Annotated in this window: 13 protein-coding genes; 9 read left to right on the top strand and 4 right to left on the bottom strand. The window is 65.1% G+C overall.

Annotated elements, in window-relative coordinates; all coding sequences use genetic code 11:
- Window positions 1-123: 123 nt before the first annotated feature.
- The 4 genes from IB225_RS15035 to IB225_RS15020 all read left to right on the top strand — a co-directional run bounded on the left by IB225_RS15035 (window position 124) and on the right by IB225_RS15020 (window position 8,314).
- Window positions 124-1,479 (top strand): dicarboxylate/amino acid:cation symporter, encoded by a 1,356-nt coding sequence (locus IB225_RS15035; protein WP_192312069.1) that lies wholly within the window; start codon window positions 124-126, stop codon window positions 1,477-1,479.
- A 38-nt stretch (window positions 1,480-1,517) separates the two neighbouring features.
- A complete protein-coding gene (locus tag IB225_RS15030; protein WP_192312068.1) occupies window positions 1,518-4,583 on the top strand; it encodes a TonB-dependent receptor in 3,066 nt (1,021 codons plus the stop codon).
- Between the two features lie 25 nt (window positions 4,584-4,608).
- Window positions 4,609-5,901, top strand: coding sequence for a hypothetical protein (locus IB225_RS15025; RefSeq protein ID WP_192312067.1), 1,293 nt, complete (start codon window positions 4,609-4,611; stop codon window positions 5,899-5,901).
- Between the two features lie 115 nt (window positions 5,902-6,016).
- The gene (locus IB225_RS15020; protein ID WP_192312066.1) at window positions 6,017-8,314 is read left to right on the top strand and encodes an NADP-dependent malic enzyme; all 2,298 of its coding nucleotides are present in this window, start codon (window positions 6,017-6,019) and stop codon (window positions 8,312-8,314) included.
- A gap of 168 nt (window positions 8,315-8,482) precedes the next feature.
- On the opposite strand, the gene IB225_RS15015 is transcribed toward IB225_RS15020, so the two are convergent.
- The 4 genes from IB225_RS15015 to IB225_RS15000 form a co-directional block, all read right to left on the bottom strand.
- Window positions 8,483-8,875: an STAS domain-containing protein gene (locus tag IB225_RS15015; protein WP_192312065.1), complete on the bottom strand. Its 393-nt coding sequence runs from the start codon at window positions 8,873-8,875 to the stop codon at window positions 8,483-8,485.
- A 110-nt stretch (window positions 8,876-8,985) separates the two neighbouring features.
- Window positions 8,986-9,372, bottom strand: a complete 387-nt coding sequence (locus IB225_RS15010) for an STAS domain-containing protein (protein WP_192312064.1) — start codon at window positions 9,370-9,372, stop codon at window positions 8,986-8,988.
- Entirely contained in the window at window positions 9,369-9,806 is a 438-nt protein-coding gene (locus IB225_RS15005; RefSeq protein WP_192312063.1) for an ATP-binding protein, read from the bottom strand. Before IB225_RS15005 ends, IB225_RS15010 begins: the two co-directional genes overlap by 4 nt.
- Window positions 9,778-11,808, bottom strand: a complete 2,031-nt coding sequence (locus IB225_RS15000) for a SpoIIE family protein phosphatase (protein ID WP_192312062.1) — start codon at window positions 11,806-11,808, stop codon at window positions 9,778-9,780. Before IB225_RS15000 ends, IB225_RS15005 begins: the two co-directional genes overlap by 29 nt.
- 233 nt (window positions 11,809-12,041) lie before the next feature.
- Between IB225_RS15000 and aceE the strand changes: the two genes are divergently transcribed.
- From aceE to IB225_RS14975, 5 genes are all read left to right on the top strand, one after another.
- Window positions 12,042-14,735: a pyruvate dehydrogenase (acetyl-transferring), homodimeric type gene (gene aceE, locus IB225_RS14995; protein ID WP_192312061.1), complete on the top strand. Its 2,694-nt coding sequence runs from the start codon at window positions 12,042-12,044 to the stop codon at window positions 14,733-14,735.
- Between the two features lie 22 nt (window positions 14,736-14,757).
- A complete protein-coding gene (locus IB225_RS14990; protein ID WP_192312060.1) occupies window positions 14,758-15,852 on the top strand; it encodes a crosslink repair DNA glycosylase YcaQ family protein in 1,095 nt (364 codons plus the stop codon).
- 174 nt (window positions 15,853-16,026) lie between these two features.
- On the top strand, window positions 16,027-18,861 hold the full coding sequence (locus IB225_RS14985; RefSeq protein WP_192312059.1) for a TrlF family AAA-like ATPase: 2,835 nt from the start codon (window positions 16,027-16,029) through the stop codon (window positions 18,859-18,861).
- Between the two features lie 147 nt (window positions 18,862-19,008).
- Window positions 19,009-19,326 (top strand): DUF3817 domain-containing protein, encoded by a 318-nt coding sequence (locus tag IB225_RS14980; protein ID WP_192312058.1) that lies wholly within the window; start codon window positions 19,009-19,011, stop codon window positions 19,324-19,326.
- A gap of 93 nt (window positions 19,327-19,419) precedes the next feature.
- Window positions 19,420-20,394 carry an HPP family protein gene (locus tag IB225_RS14975; RefSeq protein ID WP_192312057.1) on the top strand — a complete coding sequence of 325 codons (975 nt, stop codon included), beginning with the start codon at window positions 19,420-19,422 and terminating at the stop codon, window positions 20,392-20,394.
- The last annotated feature ends 83 nt before the right edge of the window (window positions 20,395-20,477 follow it).

Raw genomic sequence — 20,477 nt, 5'->3', positions numbered from 1 at the left:
TACGGGTGCGCTGCAGCAAGGGCGGGGGCTAGTACCAATAGGTTATCGGTGCTGCGGCGATGCGGGGTTACAACATGCCGGCCGCCGATCCGGGTGGCGCCGCCGTTTTCCGGAGTCTTCCCCATGCAACTGGCCGATACCCCTTTCGTGCCGCCGCCGAAGCAGCCGCTGTACAAGCAGCTGTACTTCCAGGTGATCGTGGCGATCGTGCTCGGCGCGCTGTTGGGGCATTTCGAGCCGGCGCTGGCCGAATCGATGAAGCCGCTCGGCGACGCCTTCATCAAGCTGGTGAAGATGATCATCGCGCCGGTGATCTTCCTGACCATCGTCACCGGCATCGCCGGCATGACCCATCTGCGCACGGTGGGCCGCGTGTTCGCCAAGGCGATGGTGTACTTCCTGTTCTTCTCCACGCTGGCGCTGGTCATCGGCATGATCGTGGCGCACGTGGTGCAGCCCGGCGCCGGCATGAACATCAATCCGGCCGACCTGGACCAGTCCGCTGTCGACGACTACGTGCAGAAGTCGCACGAACTGTCGCTGGTCGGCTTCCTGATGGACATCATCCCGAAGACGCTGGTCAGCCCGCTGGTCGGCGACAACATCCTGCAGGTGCTGTTCGTTGCGGTGCTGTTCGGCCTGTCGCTGGCGCTGGTCGGCGAGAAGGGTCGCCCCGTGCTGAACCTGCTGGAGGCGCTGACCGCGCCGGTGTTCCGGCTGGTGCACATCCTGATGCGCGCCGCGCCGATCGGTGCGTTCGGCGCGATCGCCTTCACCATCGGCAAGTACGGCGTCGGCATGCTGGTCAACCTGGCGTGGCTGGTGGGTTCGTTCTACATCACCTCGCTGCTGTTCGTGATCGTCATCCTCGGCCTGGTGTCGTGGTGGTGCGGCTTCTCGATTTTCCGCCTGATCCGCTATCTGAAGGCCGAACTGCTGCTGGTGCTGGGCACGTCGTCGTCCGAGTCCGCGCTGCCGTCGCTGATGGAGAAGATGGAGCGTGCCGGCGCGTCGAAGTCGGTCGTCGGCCTGGTCGTGCCGACCGGCTACTCCTTCAACCTGGACGGCACCAACATCTACATGACGCTGGCCGCGCTGTTCATCGCGCAGGCCACCAATACCGAACTGAGCCTGGGCCACCAGATCATGCTGCTGCTGGTGGCGATGCTCAGTTCGAAGGGCGCGGCCGGCGTGACCGGCGCCGGCTTCATCACGCTGGCGGCCACGCTGGCGGTGGTGCCGGAAGTGCCCGTCGCGGGCATGGCGCTGATTCTCGGCATCGACCGCTTCATGAGCGAGTGCCGCTCGCTGACCAATTTCACCGGCAACGCGGTGGCCACCCTGGTGGTCGCGCGCTGGGAGAACGCGCTCGACCGCGACGCGCTGGCGCGCGCGCTGGGCGGACCATCTGCCCCGATCGCCGCCGCGCCGGATCCGGCCGCAGGCCCGGGCGACCCGACACGACTCACGGCCGACTGACGCCGGCCACACCACGTCTTCAGAGGAGGGACTGAAAGATGCATACGTTCAACCGACGCTCCGCCCCGTTGCGGAGCAGTCTGACCCTGGCCTTGCTTGCGGTGATCCATGCCGCCGCGGCGCAGGACACCACGCCGCCAGCCGAACCGGCACCGCAGGAAGAGGCCACCACGCTCGACAGCGTGGTCGTGGTGGGTTCGCACATCCAGGGCGCATCCACCACCGACGCCTTGCCGGTCATGGTGGTCGGCGCCGAACAGATCGATGCCGCCGGCGCGATCTCCGGCGACGAACTGATGCGCACCATTCCGCAGATGGGCGACGTGCTGTTCGATGCGTCGAACAACCCGCAGACCAGCAACGCGGCGCGTGGCGACGTCAACTCGGTCAACCTGCGCTCGCTGGGCGTCGGCAATACGCTGGTGCTGCTCAACGGCCGCCGGCTGGTGCAGCACCCGACCAGCCAGGGCACGTCTGATACCGGCACGGTGCCGGTGCAGAGCTTCAATTCCAATGCGATCCCGGTCTCTGGCCTGGACCGCATGGAGATCCTGCTGGACGGCGCGGCCGCGATCTACGGCGCCGACGCGGTGGCTGGCGTGGTCAACACCGTGCTGCAGACCGACTTCGACGGCGTCAGCGCCAGCACGCGCTACGGCAGCGCCGAAGGCACCGGCATGAACGAGTTCGAGGTGAACCTGTTTGCCGGCCACAACTACGACCGCGGCAACGTGTCAGCGTTCATCAACTACACCGACCGCTCCGAGCTGATGGCGTCGGACCAGGACTTCACCGCCACCGACGACCTGCGCGCGCTGTTCGCCGACTATCCGGACTTCGCCGGTCTGGCGTCGCTGGACGGCCGTTCGTCGCATACGCCGTGGGCGCGTCTCAGCGTGGGTCCGCGTGCGGTGATCCGGTCCAACGGCACGGCCGTGACCAATGCGGCGGGTGCGTTCCGCATCCAGCCGTCCGAGTTCGGCTGCGGCGTGAGCCTGGGCAACGACCTGTGTCTGGCCAGCGGCAACCACAACTTCAACACCACCAACCGTGAGATGCGCTACGACACGCGTCACGGCACCACGGTGCGGCCGTCGGTGGAGCGCATCAACCTGTTCGTCACCGCCCACCACGACCTCACCGATACGGTCGAGGCCTTCGGCGAGGTCGGCTTCTACCACGCGGTCAGCGAAGCGACGCAGCCGCCGGTGGTGAATCTCAACAGCCTGTGGATCCCGGCCAGCAACTACTGGAATCCCTTCGGCGCCGCGACGCTGCCCGATGGCACGCCGAATCCGAACCGCCTGCCCGGTCTCACCGACGTGCCCGACGAGGGTCTGCCGGTGCAGATGAGCAACTACCGTTATGTCGACACCGGCTTCCAGCGCGTGCGCGTGGAGAACTACCAGGCGCGCTTCCTCGCCGGCCTGCGTGGCGAGTGGAACGGCTGGAACTGGGAGACGGCGCTGCTGTACTCCGAAGCCGAGGCCGAGGACCGTTCGCCCAACATCAACATGACGAAGTTGCAGCAGCAGCTCGCCCTCGCCACGCCTGACGCGTACAACCCGTTCAGCGGTGGCTGCGTGGACACGCCGACCTACGGCGACTGCTCGCCGAGTTCGCAGGCGGCGATCGACGGCATCGTGTTCGACCTGGTGCGCGAGTCGCGCACCACGCTGACGATGGCCGACTTCAAGATGAGCCGCGGCGACCTGTTCGCGCTGCCGGCCGGCAACGTCGGCATGGCGTTCGGTGCGGAAGCGCGCCGCGAGACCCAGCGCGACGACCGCGACGCCAACCTCGACGGCACCTACACCTTCACTGACATGGTCACCGGCGAGACCAACCCCAGCAACGTGGCGGCGGTCAGCCCGAATCCCGACACGCGCGGTTCGCGCAATGTCGGCTCGGCCTACGTCGAATTCGCCGTGCCGCTGGTGTCGGAAGACATGGGTATCCCGCTAGTGCACCGCCTGGACATGCAGCTGGCCGGCCGCTACGAGCACTACTCCGACTTCGGCTCCGTCGCCAAGCCCAAGGTGGCGCTGGCATGGGATCTGGTGGAAGGCGTGCGCCTGCGCGGTTCGTACTCGGAAGGTTTCCGCGCGCCGAACCTGGAACAGACCAACGCGACGCAGTACTCGCGCCTGGCCAGCGGCATGGACCACGTCCGCTGCGAAGCCGACCTGCGCGCGGGCCGCATCGCCTCGTTCAGTGCGTGTGGACAGAACACCGCCGGCGCGTCGCTGCTGGTCGCGGGCAACCCGGATCTGGAGCCGGAAGAAAGCACCAACACCTCGTTCGGCGTGGTGTTCCAGCCGACCTTCATCCCCGAGCGCTTCGGCAGTTTCACCTTCACCGTCGACCGCTGGAAGATCAAGCAGGAACAGATCGTGGGCCTGCTCGGCGCACAGACCGCGCTGACGCTGGACTACCTCAACCGCGTCGACGGCGGCAGCAATCCGCTGGTGGTGCGCGCTGCGCCGACGCAGGAGGACATCGACCTCTTCGCCGGCACCGGCATCGACCCGGTCGGCCAGGTCATCGCGATCAACGACCGCTTCATCAACCTGCAACCGCAGACGGCGGGCGGCCTCGATTTCGGCATGGACTGGTCGCTGCGCCGCACGCGCTTCGGTTCGTTCTCGGTCAACCTCAACGCGACGCGCCTGCTCGAATTCACCCGCGATCCGGGCGACATCGTCAATGCGCTGTACGCCGCACGCGCCGCGGGCACCATCGATCCGCTGACGCCGCTGCCGGACCCGAGTCAGCTGATCGGCCAGAACGGCCGTCCGGAATGGCGCGCCAGCGGCTCGCTGACCTGGAACAAAGCGGCGTGGCGCGTGGGTTACTCGGCGCAGTACATGAGCTCGTTCGAACAGCCGCAGTTGCTGGGCGTGTCGGGCGACCCGTGGGTGGTCGACCAGCGCCTGACCCACAACCTGTACGGCCAGTACCGCTTCCCCGACGGCACCGCCGTGCGCCTGGGCGTGCGCGACCTGACCGACGAGGGCCCGTCGCTGGCCGATGGCGGTTACCGCGGTTCGTTGCACAATCCGTGGGGCCGCTACTGGTACGTCAACATCGCTCGTTCGTTCTGAGGAGTCTGCACCCGCGATGCGAAGCATGAGCCGCCGCTGGATCGTCACTGCCTTGGCCGTGCTGGGCACGGCCGCGCTGCCCGCCAGCGCGGCCGGAACGGAAGCCGAGCCGGCGTTCGCAGCGATCGCGTGCCCGGCGTCCGCCAGTACGCAGATCGACTGCTACGAGGCCCGCGACGCGAACGGCGCCTGGATGATGGTCGCGATGCCGCGCACCTGGAACCGCCGGCTCATCGTGCACGCGCACGGCGGGCCGCGGCTCGGCGCGCCGGAAGCGGGCGATTCCGCCGAAGACCTCGACCGCTTCGCGGTGATGGTGCGCAACGGTTATGCGTGGATCGGCACGACCTACCGTCGCGGTGGCTACGGCGTGCGGATGGCGGCGGCCGACGTCGATGTCAGTCGCCGCGCGTTCTGGGCGCGCTGGGGCCGTCCGCAGCGCACGTTGCTGCACGGCCAGTCGTGGGGCGGCAATGTCGCGGCGAAGGCGGCGGAACTGTACGCGCTCGATATCGACGGACGGCCGAACTACGACGGCGTATTGACCACCAACGGCCTGCTGTTCGGCGGTACGCAGGGGTATGGCTTCCGCGCCGATCTGCGCACGATCTACCAGTACTACTGCCGCAACCATCCTGCGGCGAACGAAACGCAGTACCCGGTGTGGCAGGGCATGCCCGCCGGCGCGAAGATGACCCGCGACGACCTGCGCAAGCGCGTCGATGCATGCACCGGTGTAGACCAGCCGGCGTCGAAGCGCACGCCGCTGCAGGCGGCGACGCTGCGCGACATCCTCGCGGTCACCGGTGTGGCAGAAAAACAACTGGTCGCGCACCTGGCCTGGGGCACGTTCCACTTCCAGGATGTGGTGCAGAAGCGGCTCGGGGGACGCAATCCGTTCGACAACAGCAAGACGGTGTATCGCGGCTCACGCGACGACACCGCCCTCAACGCCGGCGTCGAACGCTTCAGCGCCGATCCTGCCGCCGTCGCCGCACTCGCCTATGACGCCGACCTGTCCGGCCTGATCGTGCTGCCGACCGTCACCGTGCATGCGCGCCACGATCCGACCGTGTCGTATGAAGCAGAAGCCGCCTACAAGGCCACGGTCGAACACGCCGGGCGCGGACACCTGCTGCTGCAGGCGCTGACCGACGAAAGCGACCACAGCCGCCTGCGGGACACGACCTACGTCAGCGCACTGCGGGTGCTCGAACAGTGGCTGGACACCGGCCAGCGCCCCGCGCCCGCTGCGTTCCAGGACACCTGCGGCCACGTGTCGCGCCGGCGCGACGACTGCCGCTTCATCGCGCCCTGAGCCCGCGCCGCATGACCGTGGCGTGATGCAGCGCCGCAATCGGCCAAGTCCGGCCATGGCGGGGACCGGGTAGAATTGCCGCTCCCCCGCCTTCATCACAGGCACCGTTTCCGCAATGACGAACGACGATTTCAAGCAGGCCGCGCTGGAATACCACCGCCTGTCTCCGCCGGGCAAGATCAAGGTCGCCCCCACCAAGCCGATGCTGACCCAGCGTGATCTCGCGCTGGCGTATTCGCCGGGCGTGGCCTATGCCTGCGAAGCCATCGTCGAAGATCCCAACACCGCCAGCGAGCTGACCGCACGTGGCAATCTCGTCGCGGTGGTCACTAACGGCACGGCCGTGCTGGGCCTGGGCAATATCGGCGCGCTGGCCGGCAAGCCGGTGATGGAAGGCAAGGGCGTGCTGTTCCAGAAGTTCGCCGGCATCGACGTGTTCGACATCGAGATCAACGAGACCGATCCCGACAAGCTGGTCGACATCATCGCCTCGCTGGAGCCGACCTTCGGCGGCATCAACCTGGAAGACATCAAGGCGCCGGAGTGCTTCATCGTCGAGCGCAAGCTGCGCGAGCGGATGAAGATCCCGGTGTTCCACGACGATCAGCACGGCACGGCGATCATCGTCGGCGCGGCGGTGGTCAACGCGCTGGAAGTGATCGGCAAGAAGATCGAAGACGTGAAGCTGGCCACCAGCGGCGCCGGCGCGGCCGGCATCGCCTGCCTCGACATGCTCGTCGCGCTGGGCCTGAAGCCGGAGAACATTCTGGCGTTCGACCGTGATGGGGTGATCTATACCGGTCGCCCGAACCTGGACCCGGACAAGGCACGGTACGCACGCGACACCGACAAGCGTTCGCTGGCCGAGATCGTCGCCGGTGCCGACATCTTCCTCGGCCTGTCGGCCGGCGGCATCCTGAAGCCGGAGATGGTCGCCACGATGGCGGACAAGCCGGTGATCCTGGCGCTGGCCAATCCGAATCCCGAAATCCTGCCGGCCGACGCGAAGGCCGTGCGCCCGGACGTCATCATCGGTACCGGTCGCAGCGACTATCCGAACCAGGTCAACAACGCGCTCTGCTTCCCGTACATCTTCCGCGGCGCGCTCGATGTCGGCGCCACGGTCATCAACGAGGACATGAAGGTCGCCTGCGTGCACGCCATCGCCAAGCTGGCGCGGCGCGAAGCGTCCGACCTGGGCAGCGCGTATGGCGACGACGTACCGTGCTTCGGTCCCGAGTACCTGATCCCGCGTCCGTTCGATCCGCGCCTGCTCGTCGAAGTGGCGGCCGCGGTCGCGCAGGCGGCGATGGATTCCGGCGTGGCGCTGCGCCCGATCGCCGACATGTGGGCGTATCGCGAGAAGCTGGGCCAGTTCGTCTACCGCACCAGCCTGATGATGAAGCCGGTCTACGACCGCGCGCGCGCCGACAAGAAGCGCGTGGTGTACGCCGAAGGCGAGGAAGAGACCGTGCTGCGCGCCGTGCAGACGGTGATCGACGAAGGCCTGGCGTTCCCGATCCTGATCGGCCGCCCGGATGTGATCGAGTCGCGCATCCAGCGCCTGAGTCTGCGCATGCGCGCCGGCGTCGACTTCGAAATCACCAACCAGGACGACGATCCGCGCTTCAACGAGTATTGGCAGCACTACCACGCGCTGACCTCGCGTCGCGGCGTGACGCCGGCGGCGGCGAAGAACCTGATGCGCTCGCGGCCGACGCTGATCGCCTCGGTCATGGTCGCGCGCGGCGAAGCCGATGCGCTGATCACCGGCCTGGTCGGCCGCTTCCACAAGAAGCTGGGCTACGTGCGCAGCATGATCCCGCTGGACCCGGGCGTGCAGTCGACCTCGGCGATGACCGGCGTGATCAACAACCAGGGCGCGTACTTCTTCCTGGACACGCACGTGCAGGACGATCCGACCGCCGAGCAGATCGCCGAAGCCACGCTGCAGGCGGCCTACCGCCTGAAGCTGTTCGGCATCGAGCCTCGCATCGCGCTGCTGTCGCACTCGAACTTCGGCAGCCACGAGACGCCGGGCTCGCTGAAGATGCGCAAGGTCCGCGAGCTGTTGTTGAAGCGCAAGCCGGACCTCAACGTCGACGGCGAGATGCAGGGCGACACCGCATGGGACGAAGTGCTGCGCAACCGCATCATGCCGGGCAGCACGCTGACCGGACGCGCCAACCTGTTCGTGCTGCCGAATCTGGATGCGGCCAACATCGCCTACAACATGGTGCGCGTGGTCACCGATGGCGTGGCGATCGGCCCGATCCTGATGGGCATCTCCAAGCCGGTGCACATCCTGACCACCAGCGCGACCCCACGCCGGGTGATCAACATGACCGCCATCGCCGCGGTCGATGCGCAGATCCGCCTGCAGCGCGAGGCCGAGCGCAACGGGCCGGGTTGATCGATCCGCGATTCGTTGGAATGGAAAACGCCCCGCATGCGGGGCGTTTTTCTAGGTCGATGTGCAGGAATTCGTGTGTGGGAGCGACGTAAGTCGCGATGAGGCCTTACCGGTAGTCCATCGCGACTTACGTCGCTCCCACATTCCACATCTCAAAACCCACGTCCTTCATCCCTGCGGGTTCTCATCCTCGCCATCCAGGATCCGCCGCTGCAACGCATCCAGATAGGCATCGGCATCGGCGCTGGACTCGAAGATCTCGTCCATCGGCACCGCCTGCACGATCTCGATGACCTTGCGGATCTGCTCCTGCGGATGGACCACCAGCAGGCGTCCCTCGTGCGGGGCCAGCGCCTTGCGTGCCTTCAGGATGCTGCGCACGCCGGCGCTGCTGATGTAGTCCAGGTGCGCGAGGTCCAGCACCAGTGCCTGCGGGCGCGCGGCCAGCATCGGCGCCAGCGCGTCGTCGAGCTGCGCATAGCTCGCGGTATCCAGTCGCCCGAACAGCAGCACGTACTGGTTGCCGTTGACCGGCGGGTAGACCTCAATCTCCAGTGTCATCGGGCATCTCGGTGAAGCGGATATGCCGGGTGGGGGAGCCCGGGAAGCGGGGACGCGACGCTCGATCGTAAATCAAATGTGAGGCAAGGATGCGATCGACCGGTCGTGCGTCAGTCCTCGTCCTCGCCGGCTTCGATGATCTTCCGTTGCATCAGGTCCAGGTAGGCATCGGCCTCGGCGGTGGACGAGAAGATCTCGTTCAGCGGCACCGCCTTGACCATGTCCAGCACCTTCTGGATCTGCGGCTGCGGGTTGACCAGCAGCACCTTGCCGCCATGCGGCGCCAGCGCCTTGCGGGCCTTGAAGATCGAACGGATGCCGGCGCTGCTGATGTACTCCAGCCCGGACAGGTCCAGGACCAGCGAGTGGAGCTGGCGGGTCAGCAGTGGCGCGAGCGCCTCGTCCAGGTCTTCGTAGGTGTGCGTGTCCAGCCGACCGCTCACGTTCGCGCGCTGGCTGCCTTTGCCCGGGGGATGGAGTTGGATGTCCAGGCTCATGCGGGAGTCTCCTCGGTGGGAATGCGCAGCGACAGGCGCAGGACGTTGTAGTTACCCATTCGCTGATAGGCCGCCACTTCGGCCACCTGCCGCACCAGATGCAGGCCCAGGCCGCCGGTCGGCCGATCCAGGATGTCGGCGTCGAGGTCTGGCGCCGGCTGTTCCAGCGGATTGAACGGCGCGCCGCTCTCGCGGAATTCGAGGGTCAGCAGGTGGTCGCGGATGGCGATGTCCACGCACAGCTCATGCTCCTCGATGTCGACATGCGACGCATCACCATGGTCGATGGCGTTGCTGGCCAGCTCCTCGACGATCAGGCGGACATCGCCCTGGATCGCGCGGCTGACGCCGTTGTTGGCCAGCACGGCTTCCAGCGAGGCGTTGAGGTCGTCCACGCGGGCGTGCTCACGCGGGATGAACAGTCGCATCTGCATGTGCGTTCTCCTGGGTTGGCGGAGCTTCGGGGGTCGTCGGGGGGCTGTCCAGCCGGCGGCGGATGGCAAGGACGGTGATGTCGTCGGACTGCGGGGCAGGATCGGTAAATGCGTGAACCCGTGCAATCAGGCCCTCGCACTGCTCGCGTGCGGTGGCACCAGGCTGCAGGGCTTCCGGAATGCGCTCCGCGCCGAAGGCCACATTGCGGCCGTCGAAGGCCTCGGTGATGCCGTCGGTCCAGGCCAGCAGCGTGGCGCCGGCAGGCAACTGACCCGACCACAGCGGGAACGCGTCGCCCACCTCGAAGCCCAGCGGCGGGCCGGGCTGCACCGGCAGCAGTTCATGGCGGCCGTCGGCATGCAGCAACAGGGGCGCATCGTGTCCCGCGCTGGCCAGCACGCAGGCGCCGCTGCGCACGTCCACGCGGCCGCACAGCACGGTGGCGAACATGCAGGCATCGTTGCCCTGCACCAGCCGGCGCGAGGCTTCGGCCAGCACACGTTCGGGCGACGGATGAGTGCTGGCCGCGACCTCGAGCACCGTCACCGTGCGCGCCATGAACAACGCCGCCGGCACGCCCTTGTCGGAGACGTCGCCGATCGCGAACCACAGGCAGTCCGGATCGGTCTGGATGAAGCAGTAGAAGTCGCCGCCGACCGCCTTGGCCGGCTCCAGCCGCGCGTAGGCCTCCAGATGCGTGTGCTCGCGATCGATCACGCGACCCGGCGGCAACATCGCCTGCTGGATCTCGCGCGCGATCGACAGCTCGCTCTCCAGCTTCTGCCGTGCCGCGGTCATGTCTTCGATCTCGCGCAGCTGTTGCCGGATCGAGCCGCGTGCGTGTTCCAGCGTGCGCGCCATCTGGCCGACTTCGTCCGGCCGGTGCACGTGCGGCACCGGCATCTCGTAGTCGCCGTGCGCCAGTCGTGCCGCGGCCGACGACAGGCCTTCCACCGGCTGACTGATGTGCTGCGCCAACCGGCGGACCACCAGCATGCAGACCAGCGCCAGCAGCGTGCCGATCGCGACCACCAGCCACAGCGCCTGCGTCAGGCGGTCGGTGATCAGGTCGTACGACTGCGCGACCAGCAGGCTCCAGCCGCTGTCGCCGATCGGTTCCACCACGGTGTAGCGGCGCTCGCCGCTGATGGCGTCGACGTGCACGTATTGCAGCGGCTGGCGCACGCGCACCGCCTGCGCGGCCTGGTGCAGGTCGCTGCGGCCGACACGGGTGATGTACTCGTCCAGCGTCTCCTGCCGCTCGACGCCCACTTCGGGATTCATCGCCAGCGTGCCGCCGGGCGCCACCAGCGACACGCGCCAGCCCGGCAGGTGCGCCAGCGAATCGACCGGATCGGTCAGCCCGGCCAGCGGCAGGTCCAGGCTGACCATGCCGCGCGTACGTGCGCCGCGCCCCGGCTCGCGCAGCGGCATGTTGTAGGTGACCATCCACACGCGGCCGGCGGTCTGGCTGAGATAGGGCTCGGACCACCAGCCACCCGGCGAGGCCACGGTGCGCTGGTACCAGCCCTGGTCACGGAACGGGTACGCATCGGCGACGAAGTCGCGGTCGCCGCCATCGGCCGCCACGTAGCGCGCGAACGGGGCATCGCTGCGCTCGCGCGGTTCAAGGATCAGCAGGCCACCGACGCAGCCCGGCGTGGCCTTCACCATCGCGCGCAGCGTGGTGGTCAGTTCGTCGGGCGAGAGCTGGGCGCTGCCGACCAGGTCGGAGATGCCGTGCGTGGTGATGGTCACCACATGCAGCGCGCCATCGAGCCGCTTCGCCGCTTCCTGCGTGGTGGCGTGTGTGTCGCGTCGGGCGTCGTCGAGGATCAGCCGGCGCGCGAACCAGGTCGTCGCCAGCACCAGCAGCACCAGCAGCACCACGTTGACCAGGCCGGCCCACAGGGCGATGCGCGTGCGCAGGCTGCTGCGCCAGTGCGAGGCACCGGCGGCATGCCCTTCTGGCACGACACTGCTGGGCACTGCCTTGCGCATGCCGACCCTGATCGCCGCGTTCCCCCCGGACGCCGATCATAAGCCCAGTTCGCGTGCTGCATCGCAATAACCAAAAGGTCTGATTTTGGTGTTGTGGTTGTCCCGGGACAGGCACGCAATGTCCTTTCCATACGCCTGCGTAGCCAGGTCCCGCGCGGGGTGCGTGCGTTACACTTCAAGGTCTACAAGAAACCGCAACGCCGCGCCCCACGCGTGGCGAAACAGGAGTGGGAATGAACTGGTTGAACGAGATGTTGCAGAGCGATCCGGATCCGCAGGAATCCCGCGAGTGGATCGATTCCATGCAGGCGGTGATCGAGAAGAACGGCGCCCTGCGTGCTCACCAGTTGCTCGAAGGCATGGTCGAAGTCACCCGCCGCGCCGGTGCCTACCTGCCGTTCTCGCCCACCACCGAATACGTCAACACGATTGCGCCGCAGAACGAGGCCAAGAGCCCCGGTGACGCCGCGCTGGAATGGCGCATCCGTTCGATCATCCGCTGGAATGCGATGGCCACCGTCGTGCGCGCCAACCGCAAGCCCGGCGACCTTGGCGGCCACATCGCCAGCTTCGCCTCCGGCGCAACGCTCTACGACGTCGGCTTCAACCACTTCTGGCGCGCGCCGAGCGACAGCCATCCGGGCGACCTGCTGTTCATCCAGGGCCACAGCGCGCCGGGCATCTACGCCCGCTCGTACCTGGAAGGCCGCATCAGCGAGCAGCAGCTCGACAACTTCCGCATGGAAGTCGACGGCCAGGGCATCTCGTCCTACCCGCATCCGTGGCTGATGCCGGACTACTGGCAGACCCCGACCGTGTCGATGGGCCTGGGCCCGCTGGCGGCGATCTACCAGGCGCAGTTCATGAAGTACCTGGAGCACCGCGGCCTGATCGAGAAGTCCGACCGCAAGGTGTGGTGCTTCATCGGCGACGGCGAGAGCGACGAGCCGGAAACCCTCGGCGCGATCGCGCTGGCCGGCCGCGAAGGCCTCGACAACCTGATCTTCGTGGTCAACTGCAACCTGCAGCGCCTCGACGGCCCGGTGCGCGGCAACGGCAAAATCATCCAGGAACTGGAAGGCGTGTTCCGCGGCGGTGGCTGGAACGTCATCAAGCTGCTGTGGGGCAGCTACTGGGATCCGCTCATCGCGCGCGATACCAGCGGCGTGCTGAAGAAGCTGATGATGGAAACCGTCGACGGCGAGTACCAGAACTGCAAGGCGTTCGGCGGCAAGTACACGCGCGACAACTTCTTCGGCAAGTACCCGGAGACGGCGGCCATGGTCGCCAACCTGTCCGACGACGACATCTGGCGCCTCAACCGCGGCGGCCACGATCCGCACAAGGTCTACGCGGCCTACCACGAGGCGGTGAACACCAAGGGCATGCCCACGGTGATCCTGGCCAAGACGGTGAAGGGCTACGGCATGGGCTCGGCGGGCGAATCGCTCAACCCGACCCACCAGACCAAGAAGCTGGACGACGAAGCCATCCGCACGTTCCGCGACCGCTTCAACATCCCGGTCAGCGACAAGCAGTTGGAAGAGTCGGCGCAGGTGCCGTTCTACCACCCGGGCGAGGATTCGCCGGAGATCCAGTACCTGAAGTCGCGCCGCGCCGCGCTCGGCGGCTACCTGCCGCAGCGTCGCCGCAAGGCCAGCGAGTCGTTCGAGACGCCGAAGCTGGAAGTGTTCGACCGCCTGCTGAAGAGCACCGGCGATCGCGAGATCTCCACCACGATGGCGTTCGTGCAGGGCCTGAACATCGCGCTGCGCGACAAGCAGGTCGGTCCGCGCCTGGTGCCGATCGTCGCCGACGAGGCGCGCACGTTCGGCATGGAAGGCATGTTCCGCCAGATCGGCATCTACGCGCCGTTCGGCCAGAAGTACAAGCCGGTCGATGCCGACCAGTTGATGTACTACCGCGAAGACCAGTCCGGCCAGGTGCTGCAGCAGGGCATCAGCGAGCCGGGCGCGATGTCGTCGTGGATGGCGGCGGGCACCAGCTATTCGGTCAGCAACGTGCCGATGCTGCCGTTCTACATCTACTACTCGATGTTCGGCTTCCAGCGCATCGGCGACATCGCCTGGCAGGCGGCGGACATGCGCACGCGCGGCTTCCTGCTGGGCGGCACCGCGGGCCGCACGACGCTCAACGGTGAAGGCCTGCAGCACGAGGACGGTTTCAGCCACGTCATCGCCGGCAGCATCCCCAACGTGCGCAGCTACGACCCGACCTTCGGTTTCGAAGTCGCGGTGGTCCTGCAGCACGGCATGCAGAAGATGCTGCAGGAGCAGGTGGACGAGTACTACTACGTCACCCTGATGAACGAGAACTACAGCCATCCGGAAATGCCGGAAGGTGCGGCCGAGGGCATCATCAAGGGCATGTACCTGCTGACCGACGCCGGCAAGCCGAAGAAGGGCGAGCTGCGCGTGCAGTTGCTGGGCAGCGGCACCATCCTGCGCGAGGCGATCGCGGCGGCCGAGCTGCTGGACAAGGATTTCGGCGTCACCGCCGACATCTGGTCGTGCCCGAGCTTCAACGAGCTGCGTCGCGACGGTTTCGACGCCGAGCGCTGGAACCGCCTGAACCCGGAAGCGAAGACGCCGCGCAAGGCTTACGTGACGGAACTGCTGGAAGGCCGCCAGGGTCCGGTGATCGCCGCGACCGACTACGTGCGCGCCTACACCGACCAGATCCGCGCGTTCGTGCCGGCGGCGTACACCTGCCTGGGCACGGACGGCTTCGGCCGCAGCGACACGCGTGCCAACCTGCGTCGTCACTTCGAAGTCGATCGCTACTACATCGCCCACGCTGCCATCGCCGCGCTGGCGAAGGAAGGCAAGATGACCGGCAAGGACGTCGCCCGCGCGATCAAGCAGTACAAGATCGACGTGGATAAGGCGAACCCGGTCACCGTCTGACCGCGGTCGCGGGCCGTACGGCATGGCGCTCACAGGGGATCACCTGCGCCGCTATGCCGTCGCCCGCAGTCTGTTCAAACCGACCACCCTGCCGCGGGCGATCCAGCGGCTGGGTTTCGTGCAGGCGGACCCGATCCGGGCGCCGGCACGTGCGCAGGACCTGACCCTGCGCCACCGCGTCGCCGGCTATCGCGCCGGCGACCTGGAGCGGCGATATCCCCGCCTGCCGCTGGAAGAAGACTTCTTCGTCAACTACGGCTTCCTGCCCCGCGAGCATCACCAGCTGATGCATCCGCGAACCGCACGCGAGGCGTGGACGCCCGCGCGCTGGAAGCAGGCGCAGGCGGTGCTGGCCTTCGTCAGCGAGCGCGGCAGCGCGCATCCGCGCGAGGTGGATGCGCACTTCGGGCATGGCAAGACGACCAACTGGTTCGGCGGCTCGTCCAACGCCAGCACGCAGCTGCTGGACGGCATGCATTACCGCGGGCTGCTGCGGGTGGCGCGACGCGAGGGTGGCACGCGGGTCTATGCGCCGCGCCTCGGTGATGCAGCACCGGTCGCGATGTCCGATGCGGAAGCGCGGCTGGATGCGTTGCTCGACATCATCGTGCGCAAGTACGCACCGTTGCCGGCGGCGAGCCTGGGTCAGCTGTTGGGTTACCTGCGCAGCGGTGTGCCGCAGTGGACCGACCTGCGTGCGGCGGCGCTGAAGCGGGCGCGCCAGCGATTGGGCACGGCGCGGGTCGATGGCGTGGACTGGTACTGGCCGGCGGACGAGGATCCGCGCTCCCGACGCTGGAAGCCGGACGACCAGGTGCGCCTGCTGACGCCGTTCGATCCGGTGGTGTGGGACCGGCGTCGGTTCGAGATGTTCTGGGGGTGGACGTATCGCTTCGAGGCGTACACGCCTGCACCTAAGCGGAGGCTGGGGTATTACGCGCTACCGGTGCTGTGGGGTGACCGGGTTATTGGGTGGGGGAATCTCAGCGTGGTCGATGGGGAGTTGAGGTCGACGTTCGGGTATGTGGCGGGGCGTGGGCCGCGTGATGCGGCGTTTCGCGCTGGGCTTGAGGAAGAAGTGGGCCGAACTCGTGTCTTCCTGCGGCTGGAAGGGTAATCCATTGATGCCGACGAGTGGTTACACGATGATCGCTGAGGCGGTTGAGCCTGCAGTGTTGGCCTACTAAAGGTGTGCGTTAGTCGATAGGAACGCGTCGAGAACGCTATTTTAGGTGGCGCCAAAAATAAGTGGATTAGCGAAAGTTCTTGTCGGCCTGCCAAGGAGAAATTCATGACGAGCAAGCTTGGAACTCACGCCGGTGCCGTATGGCATCGCACAGATCTGCAGTGTCATACGCCGCGGGATCACGGTTGGGTTGGTAGTGATCAACTGACAGGCGGCACGCCCGAGACGGAGGCCGCGAGAGCGGCATGGGCCGACGGATTCATTGTTGCATGCAAAGAAAAGCGTTTGAGAGCAGTAGCTATTACGGATCATCATGACATTGCTCTGTTTCGCTATGTAAGGGAGGCGGCAAGCAGAGATGGCTCCGGCATCGTTGTTTTCCCTGGTGTAGAAATCACATGCAATGACAATGCTCAGGTGCTCGCCCTATTTGATCCTTTGGCTGATGTCGAGGTAGTCAAGAAACTCCTCAGCAAGCTTCACAGCCTGCCGGCCACTTCTCCAGATCATCAGGACTTGGCAAAAGGTTGCGTGGTTGCTCCGTGTGGGTTAACGGTTGAGAAGCTATTTGAGACGGTTGCGGTAGATGTTTCCTTGAGGGAGAGCTGCCTTCTCTTGCCGCATTTCAGCGATCAGGACGCGCACAAGAGTTTGAATGCGCCGGGACATCATCCGCGCTTCGTAACGTTGGACGCTGACGGCATCTACGTTGAGCGGCCGTTTGGAGAATTGGCGCCGCAAACCGTCGATAAGATTCGCGGGAAGATCAAAGAGTGGGGAACGAGAAGGCGCGCGATTGTTTCGACTGGCGACAATCGTCGCGAAGACTGGGAGCGACTTGGGGCGAACGCCTGCTGGATCAAGCTGGGTGAGCCATCGTTGGAGGCGCTGCGACAGGCGCTTTTGGCAGACGAGGCTCGCATTGCATATGAAGAGCCTGACTTACCATCCGAACGGTTGATTGGCTTAACTATAAAATCCACCCTCCTTGGGGAGAGTCCGGTCGAAGTTACCTTCAATGAAGGTTTTACCGCTGTTATAGGTGGTCGCGGCTCTGGAAAAAGTGCGATTCTCGAGCATCTTAGGTTTGTCCTTGCGCGTCGATCTGGGGACTTTAGCGCTTCGGACCAGCAGGTCGTGCGAGAGCTTCATCTCGTAGAAGAGACTCTTGGAGAGAATGGCTTCGTCGAGGCTCGACTTTATCGCGAGGGGATTTATGAGACCTGGCGAAGAGATCTGGCGACGAAGGACACCATCTTGATTACCGATGTGGATGGCGACAAAAGCTCTGTATCGCTGGAGGAGGCGCGTAGGCGATTTCGAGCTCGAGCGTTCTATCAAAAGTCTTTATCAACGACTACTGCTGAAAAGAGCATTGATCAGATCACCGGAATTGCCGCAGCAGAAGCTATCGAGCGCCGGAGAGAAGTAGACCAAGCAATCAGAAACGGGAAGCGATCAGTGGGCGTTGCTGTTCAGCAAGCAGCCGCGCATTGGCAGGCTGTCCTGGAAAGTCGGCAGGCAAAGCTACGTGTGCAAGATGTACAGGATAGGCTGGCGGCTGTAGCGAAGCTGCTAGACGAAGGCGGCATATCCAAGTCGACACTTGCGATTATTGAAGAGTCGCCAAGATACGCGCGTACTGCTGCCTATCTAAGTGAGATAGAGCAAGTAATTTCAGATGATCGGGTTCGATTACATGATGCCAGGAAGTCCATTCTGAACTTGCCGCCGGTGCCGGATCAGATTGCTTTCGAAGAGATACTTCTGCTCAAAGAGGAGTCTTTAAAGTCAAGGTCGAAGATTCTTGAGGCGCTAGAGACTGCGGCGACGGAGCTAAGCAAGCTTGACCAGTTGAGAGATAGGGCGCTTTCGCGCTTTGCGGCGCGTACTTCTGAGTTTAAGGGGCGTTACGACGAAGCCGTGAAGCAGCAGGCGGCACACAAGTCACTCATTGCTGACAATGAGCGATTGGTGGCGGAGCTTGCCATCGCACAACGACTAGAAGCAAGCGCGCAGAGCAGGGAGAGCGATTCGTCCGGCGCCTTGAATGCGTTGGCGGTGGAGAGAGACGCTCTTAAACAGTTGCTTGATGATAGGAGGCTGATTCTTAAGGAGGCAGCCGAGAAAGTCGCGGGGCAGTCAGGTCAGGTCCTAGCAGCTAGGTTGAAGAGAGACCCTTGTCCCGCGGAATGTATCAATGCTGTTTCTGCTCTGTTGGAAGGAAGCAGAGTTCATGATGCCGCCGACAAAGTGGAGGCTCTCGTCTCAAATTTGTCCAAAGCGGAGGTGGATGGTGCTTGGTTCGATTTCTCTAGCCAGATTCTTAAGATCTACGAAGCGAGAATCATGGTCGGATCCAATGAAGAGCCGAGCGACGACGTAAAAAGGGAAATTGAAAAGGCATTGTTCGGCTCCTCGCCGATCACTCAGCAGCAAGCGACGAAAATTTACTCGTCATTGACCGATGAGAAGGTGTCGGCGGTGTTGTCTGCGGTTCCTCGCGATTCCATCATGCTTAAGTACATAGACGATGGTCGAGAGATTCCTTTCAGCAACGCATCCCCTGGACAGCAGGCGTCGGCTCTGCTGGAGCTACTACTAAAGCAAGAGGCAGGCCCATTGATCATAGATCAGCCAGAAGATGACCTCGACAATAGGGTGGTAATGAAGATCGTCGAGCTTATCCGCAGATCAAAGAACAGGCGCCAGCTAATCTTCGCAACGCATAATCCGAACATCGTGGTCAACGGCGATGCGGACAAAGTCGTGTCGTTGAGCTCGGGTGGATCTACAGGCCCGACTGGAGGACGAGTTGCAATCGATTGTGATGGTGCTATTGAGACTTTGGCTATCCGCGAGAACATTACAAGGATCATGGAAGGTGGCAAAGAGGCATTTGATCTTAGAGGTCGAAAGTACGGCTTCGATCACGCGTAGGCATACGAACTCCAGTTGAAGTTGCAGATGGACCTCCACGAATCAAGGACTCACTGGTCGATTCTTTGATTTTCTAGTTAAGATTTCTAGTGCCAGCGAGCGTCGCAGCCGCCATCGCATCCGGCAATCCCTTACTGGAGTTCCTGCATGACCCGTCCCCTCGCGCCCGCCGGGCGCCTGTTCGCTGTCGCTGCCTTCATCGAAGGCTTCACCTGGGCCGGTCTGCTGATCGGCATGTTCCTCAAGTACGGGCCGGTGGCCAACGAGCTGGGCGTGAAGATCTTCGGGCCGCTGCATGGCGGTGCCTTCCTGTTCTACGTCGTCGCCACCGTGCTGTCGGCCCTGCGCCTGCGCTGGCCGTGGTGGGCCACGCTGCTTGCCCTGATCGCCGCCGTGCCGCCGCTGGTGACCGTGCCGCTGGAGATGTGGTTCCGCCGGATCGGCCTGCTCAGCGCACGCGCTTGATGTTCCGAAGCGGCGGGCCCAGGCCCGCCCTACGGCGCGGGCCGGGCGCGTCCTTCGCATAGACTGCGTCGCCCCCTCATTGTTCGTTCGCCCATGAGCCCGCCGTCACGCCTCACCGAATTGCGCCTGCTGCTGGGCATCGAGCGCAACACCACCCGCCATGGCGAGAAGTGGATCTCCGGCCTCGGCGCGCTGCTGGGCATCGTGGCGGTGTACTGGCTGGCCCGCTGGACCTTTCCGGAACACGCCGCCGGTGCCGTTGGTGGCGCGCTGATGGTTACTTCCATGGGCGCCTCCGCCGTGCTGCTGTTCGCGGTGCCGCAGGGCGCGCTCTCGCAGCCGTGGGCCGTGGTGGGCGGCCACCTGCTGTCTGCGGTCATCGGCGTCAGCTGCCAGAAGCTCTTCCCTGGTCACACGTGGACCGCCGCCCTTGCGGTCGGACTGGCAGTGCTGGGGATGTACTACCTGCGCTGCATCCATCCGCCCGGCGGCGCCACCGCGCTGGCCGCGGTGATCGGTGGCCCGGAGGTTCATGCACTCGGCTACCACTACGTGCTGATGCCGATCCTGATCAACGTCCTGGCGATCCTGGCGATGGCCATCGCCTTCAACGCGCTGTTCCCTTGGCGCCGCTATCCCGCGCACCTACACAAGCGCCGCCAGCCCATCCCCGCCACGCGCCCGGCCGCGCGCCAGTTCGAACTGACGCAGGAAGATTTCTCCGCCGCGATGGAGCAACTCAACTCCTACGTCGACATCACCACCGAAAACCTCACCGAGTTGCTGGAACTCGCCAAGCAGCACGCCGAGAAGAACATCACCCATCCGCAGGACATCATCGCCGGCCGCGCGTACAGCAACGGCAAGCTGGGCAAACTATGGAGCGTGAGGCGCGTGCTGACGCAGGAAGAGTTGCCCACAGATGTCGCTGCCGGTCGCCTGCATTACCAGGTCATTGCAGGCGAACAGGTCGGTCAGGCAGGTAGCTGCAGCGCGGACGAGTTCAGGCAATGGGCTCGCTTCGAAGTGGTGTCGCAGGGCAGTGGACGTTGGGTGAGGGCGGACTAGCCGCGCACGATCAAGCGCCTATCCGTCGAACGGTGTCCGGCACTCGCATGCCGTGGCGTTGTCGCCGGTGAGCGGTCGCAAGT

Source organism: Pseudoxanthomonas sp. PXM02, assembly GCF_014851805.1.
In the GTDB taxonomy this organism is placed as follows: Bacteria; Pseudomonadota; Gammaproteobacteria; order Xanthomonadales; family Xanthomonadaceae; genus Pseudoxanthomonas_A.
Note: the sequence above shows the minus strand (reverse complement) of the source record. Positions and strands in the feature narration are given on the sequence as shown.

Coding starts and splice junctions, on each gene's coding strand:
- IB225_RS15035 (WP_192312069.1), top strand. CDS start 124: ATGCAACTGGCCGATACCCCTTTCGTGCCGCCGCCGAAGCAGCCGCTG.
- IB225_RS15030 (WP_192312068.1), top strand. CDS start 1,518: ATGCATACGTTCAACCGACGCTCCGCCCCGTTGCGGAGCAGTCTGACC.
- IB225_RS15025 (WP_192312067.1), top strand. CDS start 4,609: ATGAGCCGCCGCTGGATCGTCACTGCCTTGGCCGTGCTGGGCACGGCC.
- IB225_RS15020 (WP_192312066.1), top strand. CDS start 6,017: ATGACGAACGACGATTTCAAGCAGGCCGCGCTGGAATACCACCGCCTG.
- IB225_RS15015 (WP_192312065.1), bottom strand. CDS start 8,875: ATGACACTGGAGATTGAGGTCTACCCGCCGGTCAACGGCAACCAGTAC.
- IB225_RS15010 (WP_192312064.1), bottom strand. CDS start 9,372: ATGAGCCTGGACATCCAACTCCATCCCCCGGGCAAAGGCAGCCAGCGC.
- IB225_RS15005 (WP_192312063.1), bottom strand. CDS start 9,806: ATGCAGATGCGACTGTTCATCCCGCGTGAGCACGCCCGCGTGGACGAC.
- IB225_RS15000 (WP_192312062.1), bottom strand. CDS start 11,808: ATGCGCAAGGCAGTGCCCAGCAGTGTCGTGCCAGAAGGGCATGCCGCC.
- aceE (WP_192312061.1), top strand. CDS start 12,042: ATGAACTGGTTGAACGAGATGTTGCAGAGCGATCCGGATCCGCAGGAA.
- IB225_RS14990 (WP_192312060.1), top strand. CDS start 14,758: ATGGCGCTCACAGGGGATCACCTGCGCCGCTATGCCGTCGCCCGCAGT.
- IB225_RS14985 (WP_192312059.1), top strand. CDS start 16,027: ATGACGAGCAAGCTTGGAACTCACGCCGGTGCCGTATGGCATCGCACA.
- IB225_RS14980 (WP_192312058.1), top strand. CDS start 19,009: ATGACCCGTCCCCTCGCGCCCGCCGGGCGCCTGTTCGCTGTCGCTGCC.
- IB225_RS14975 (WP_192312057.1), top strand. CDS start 19,420: ATGAGCCCGCCGTCACGCCTCACCGAATTGCGCCTGCTGCTGGGCATC.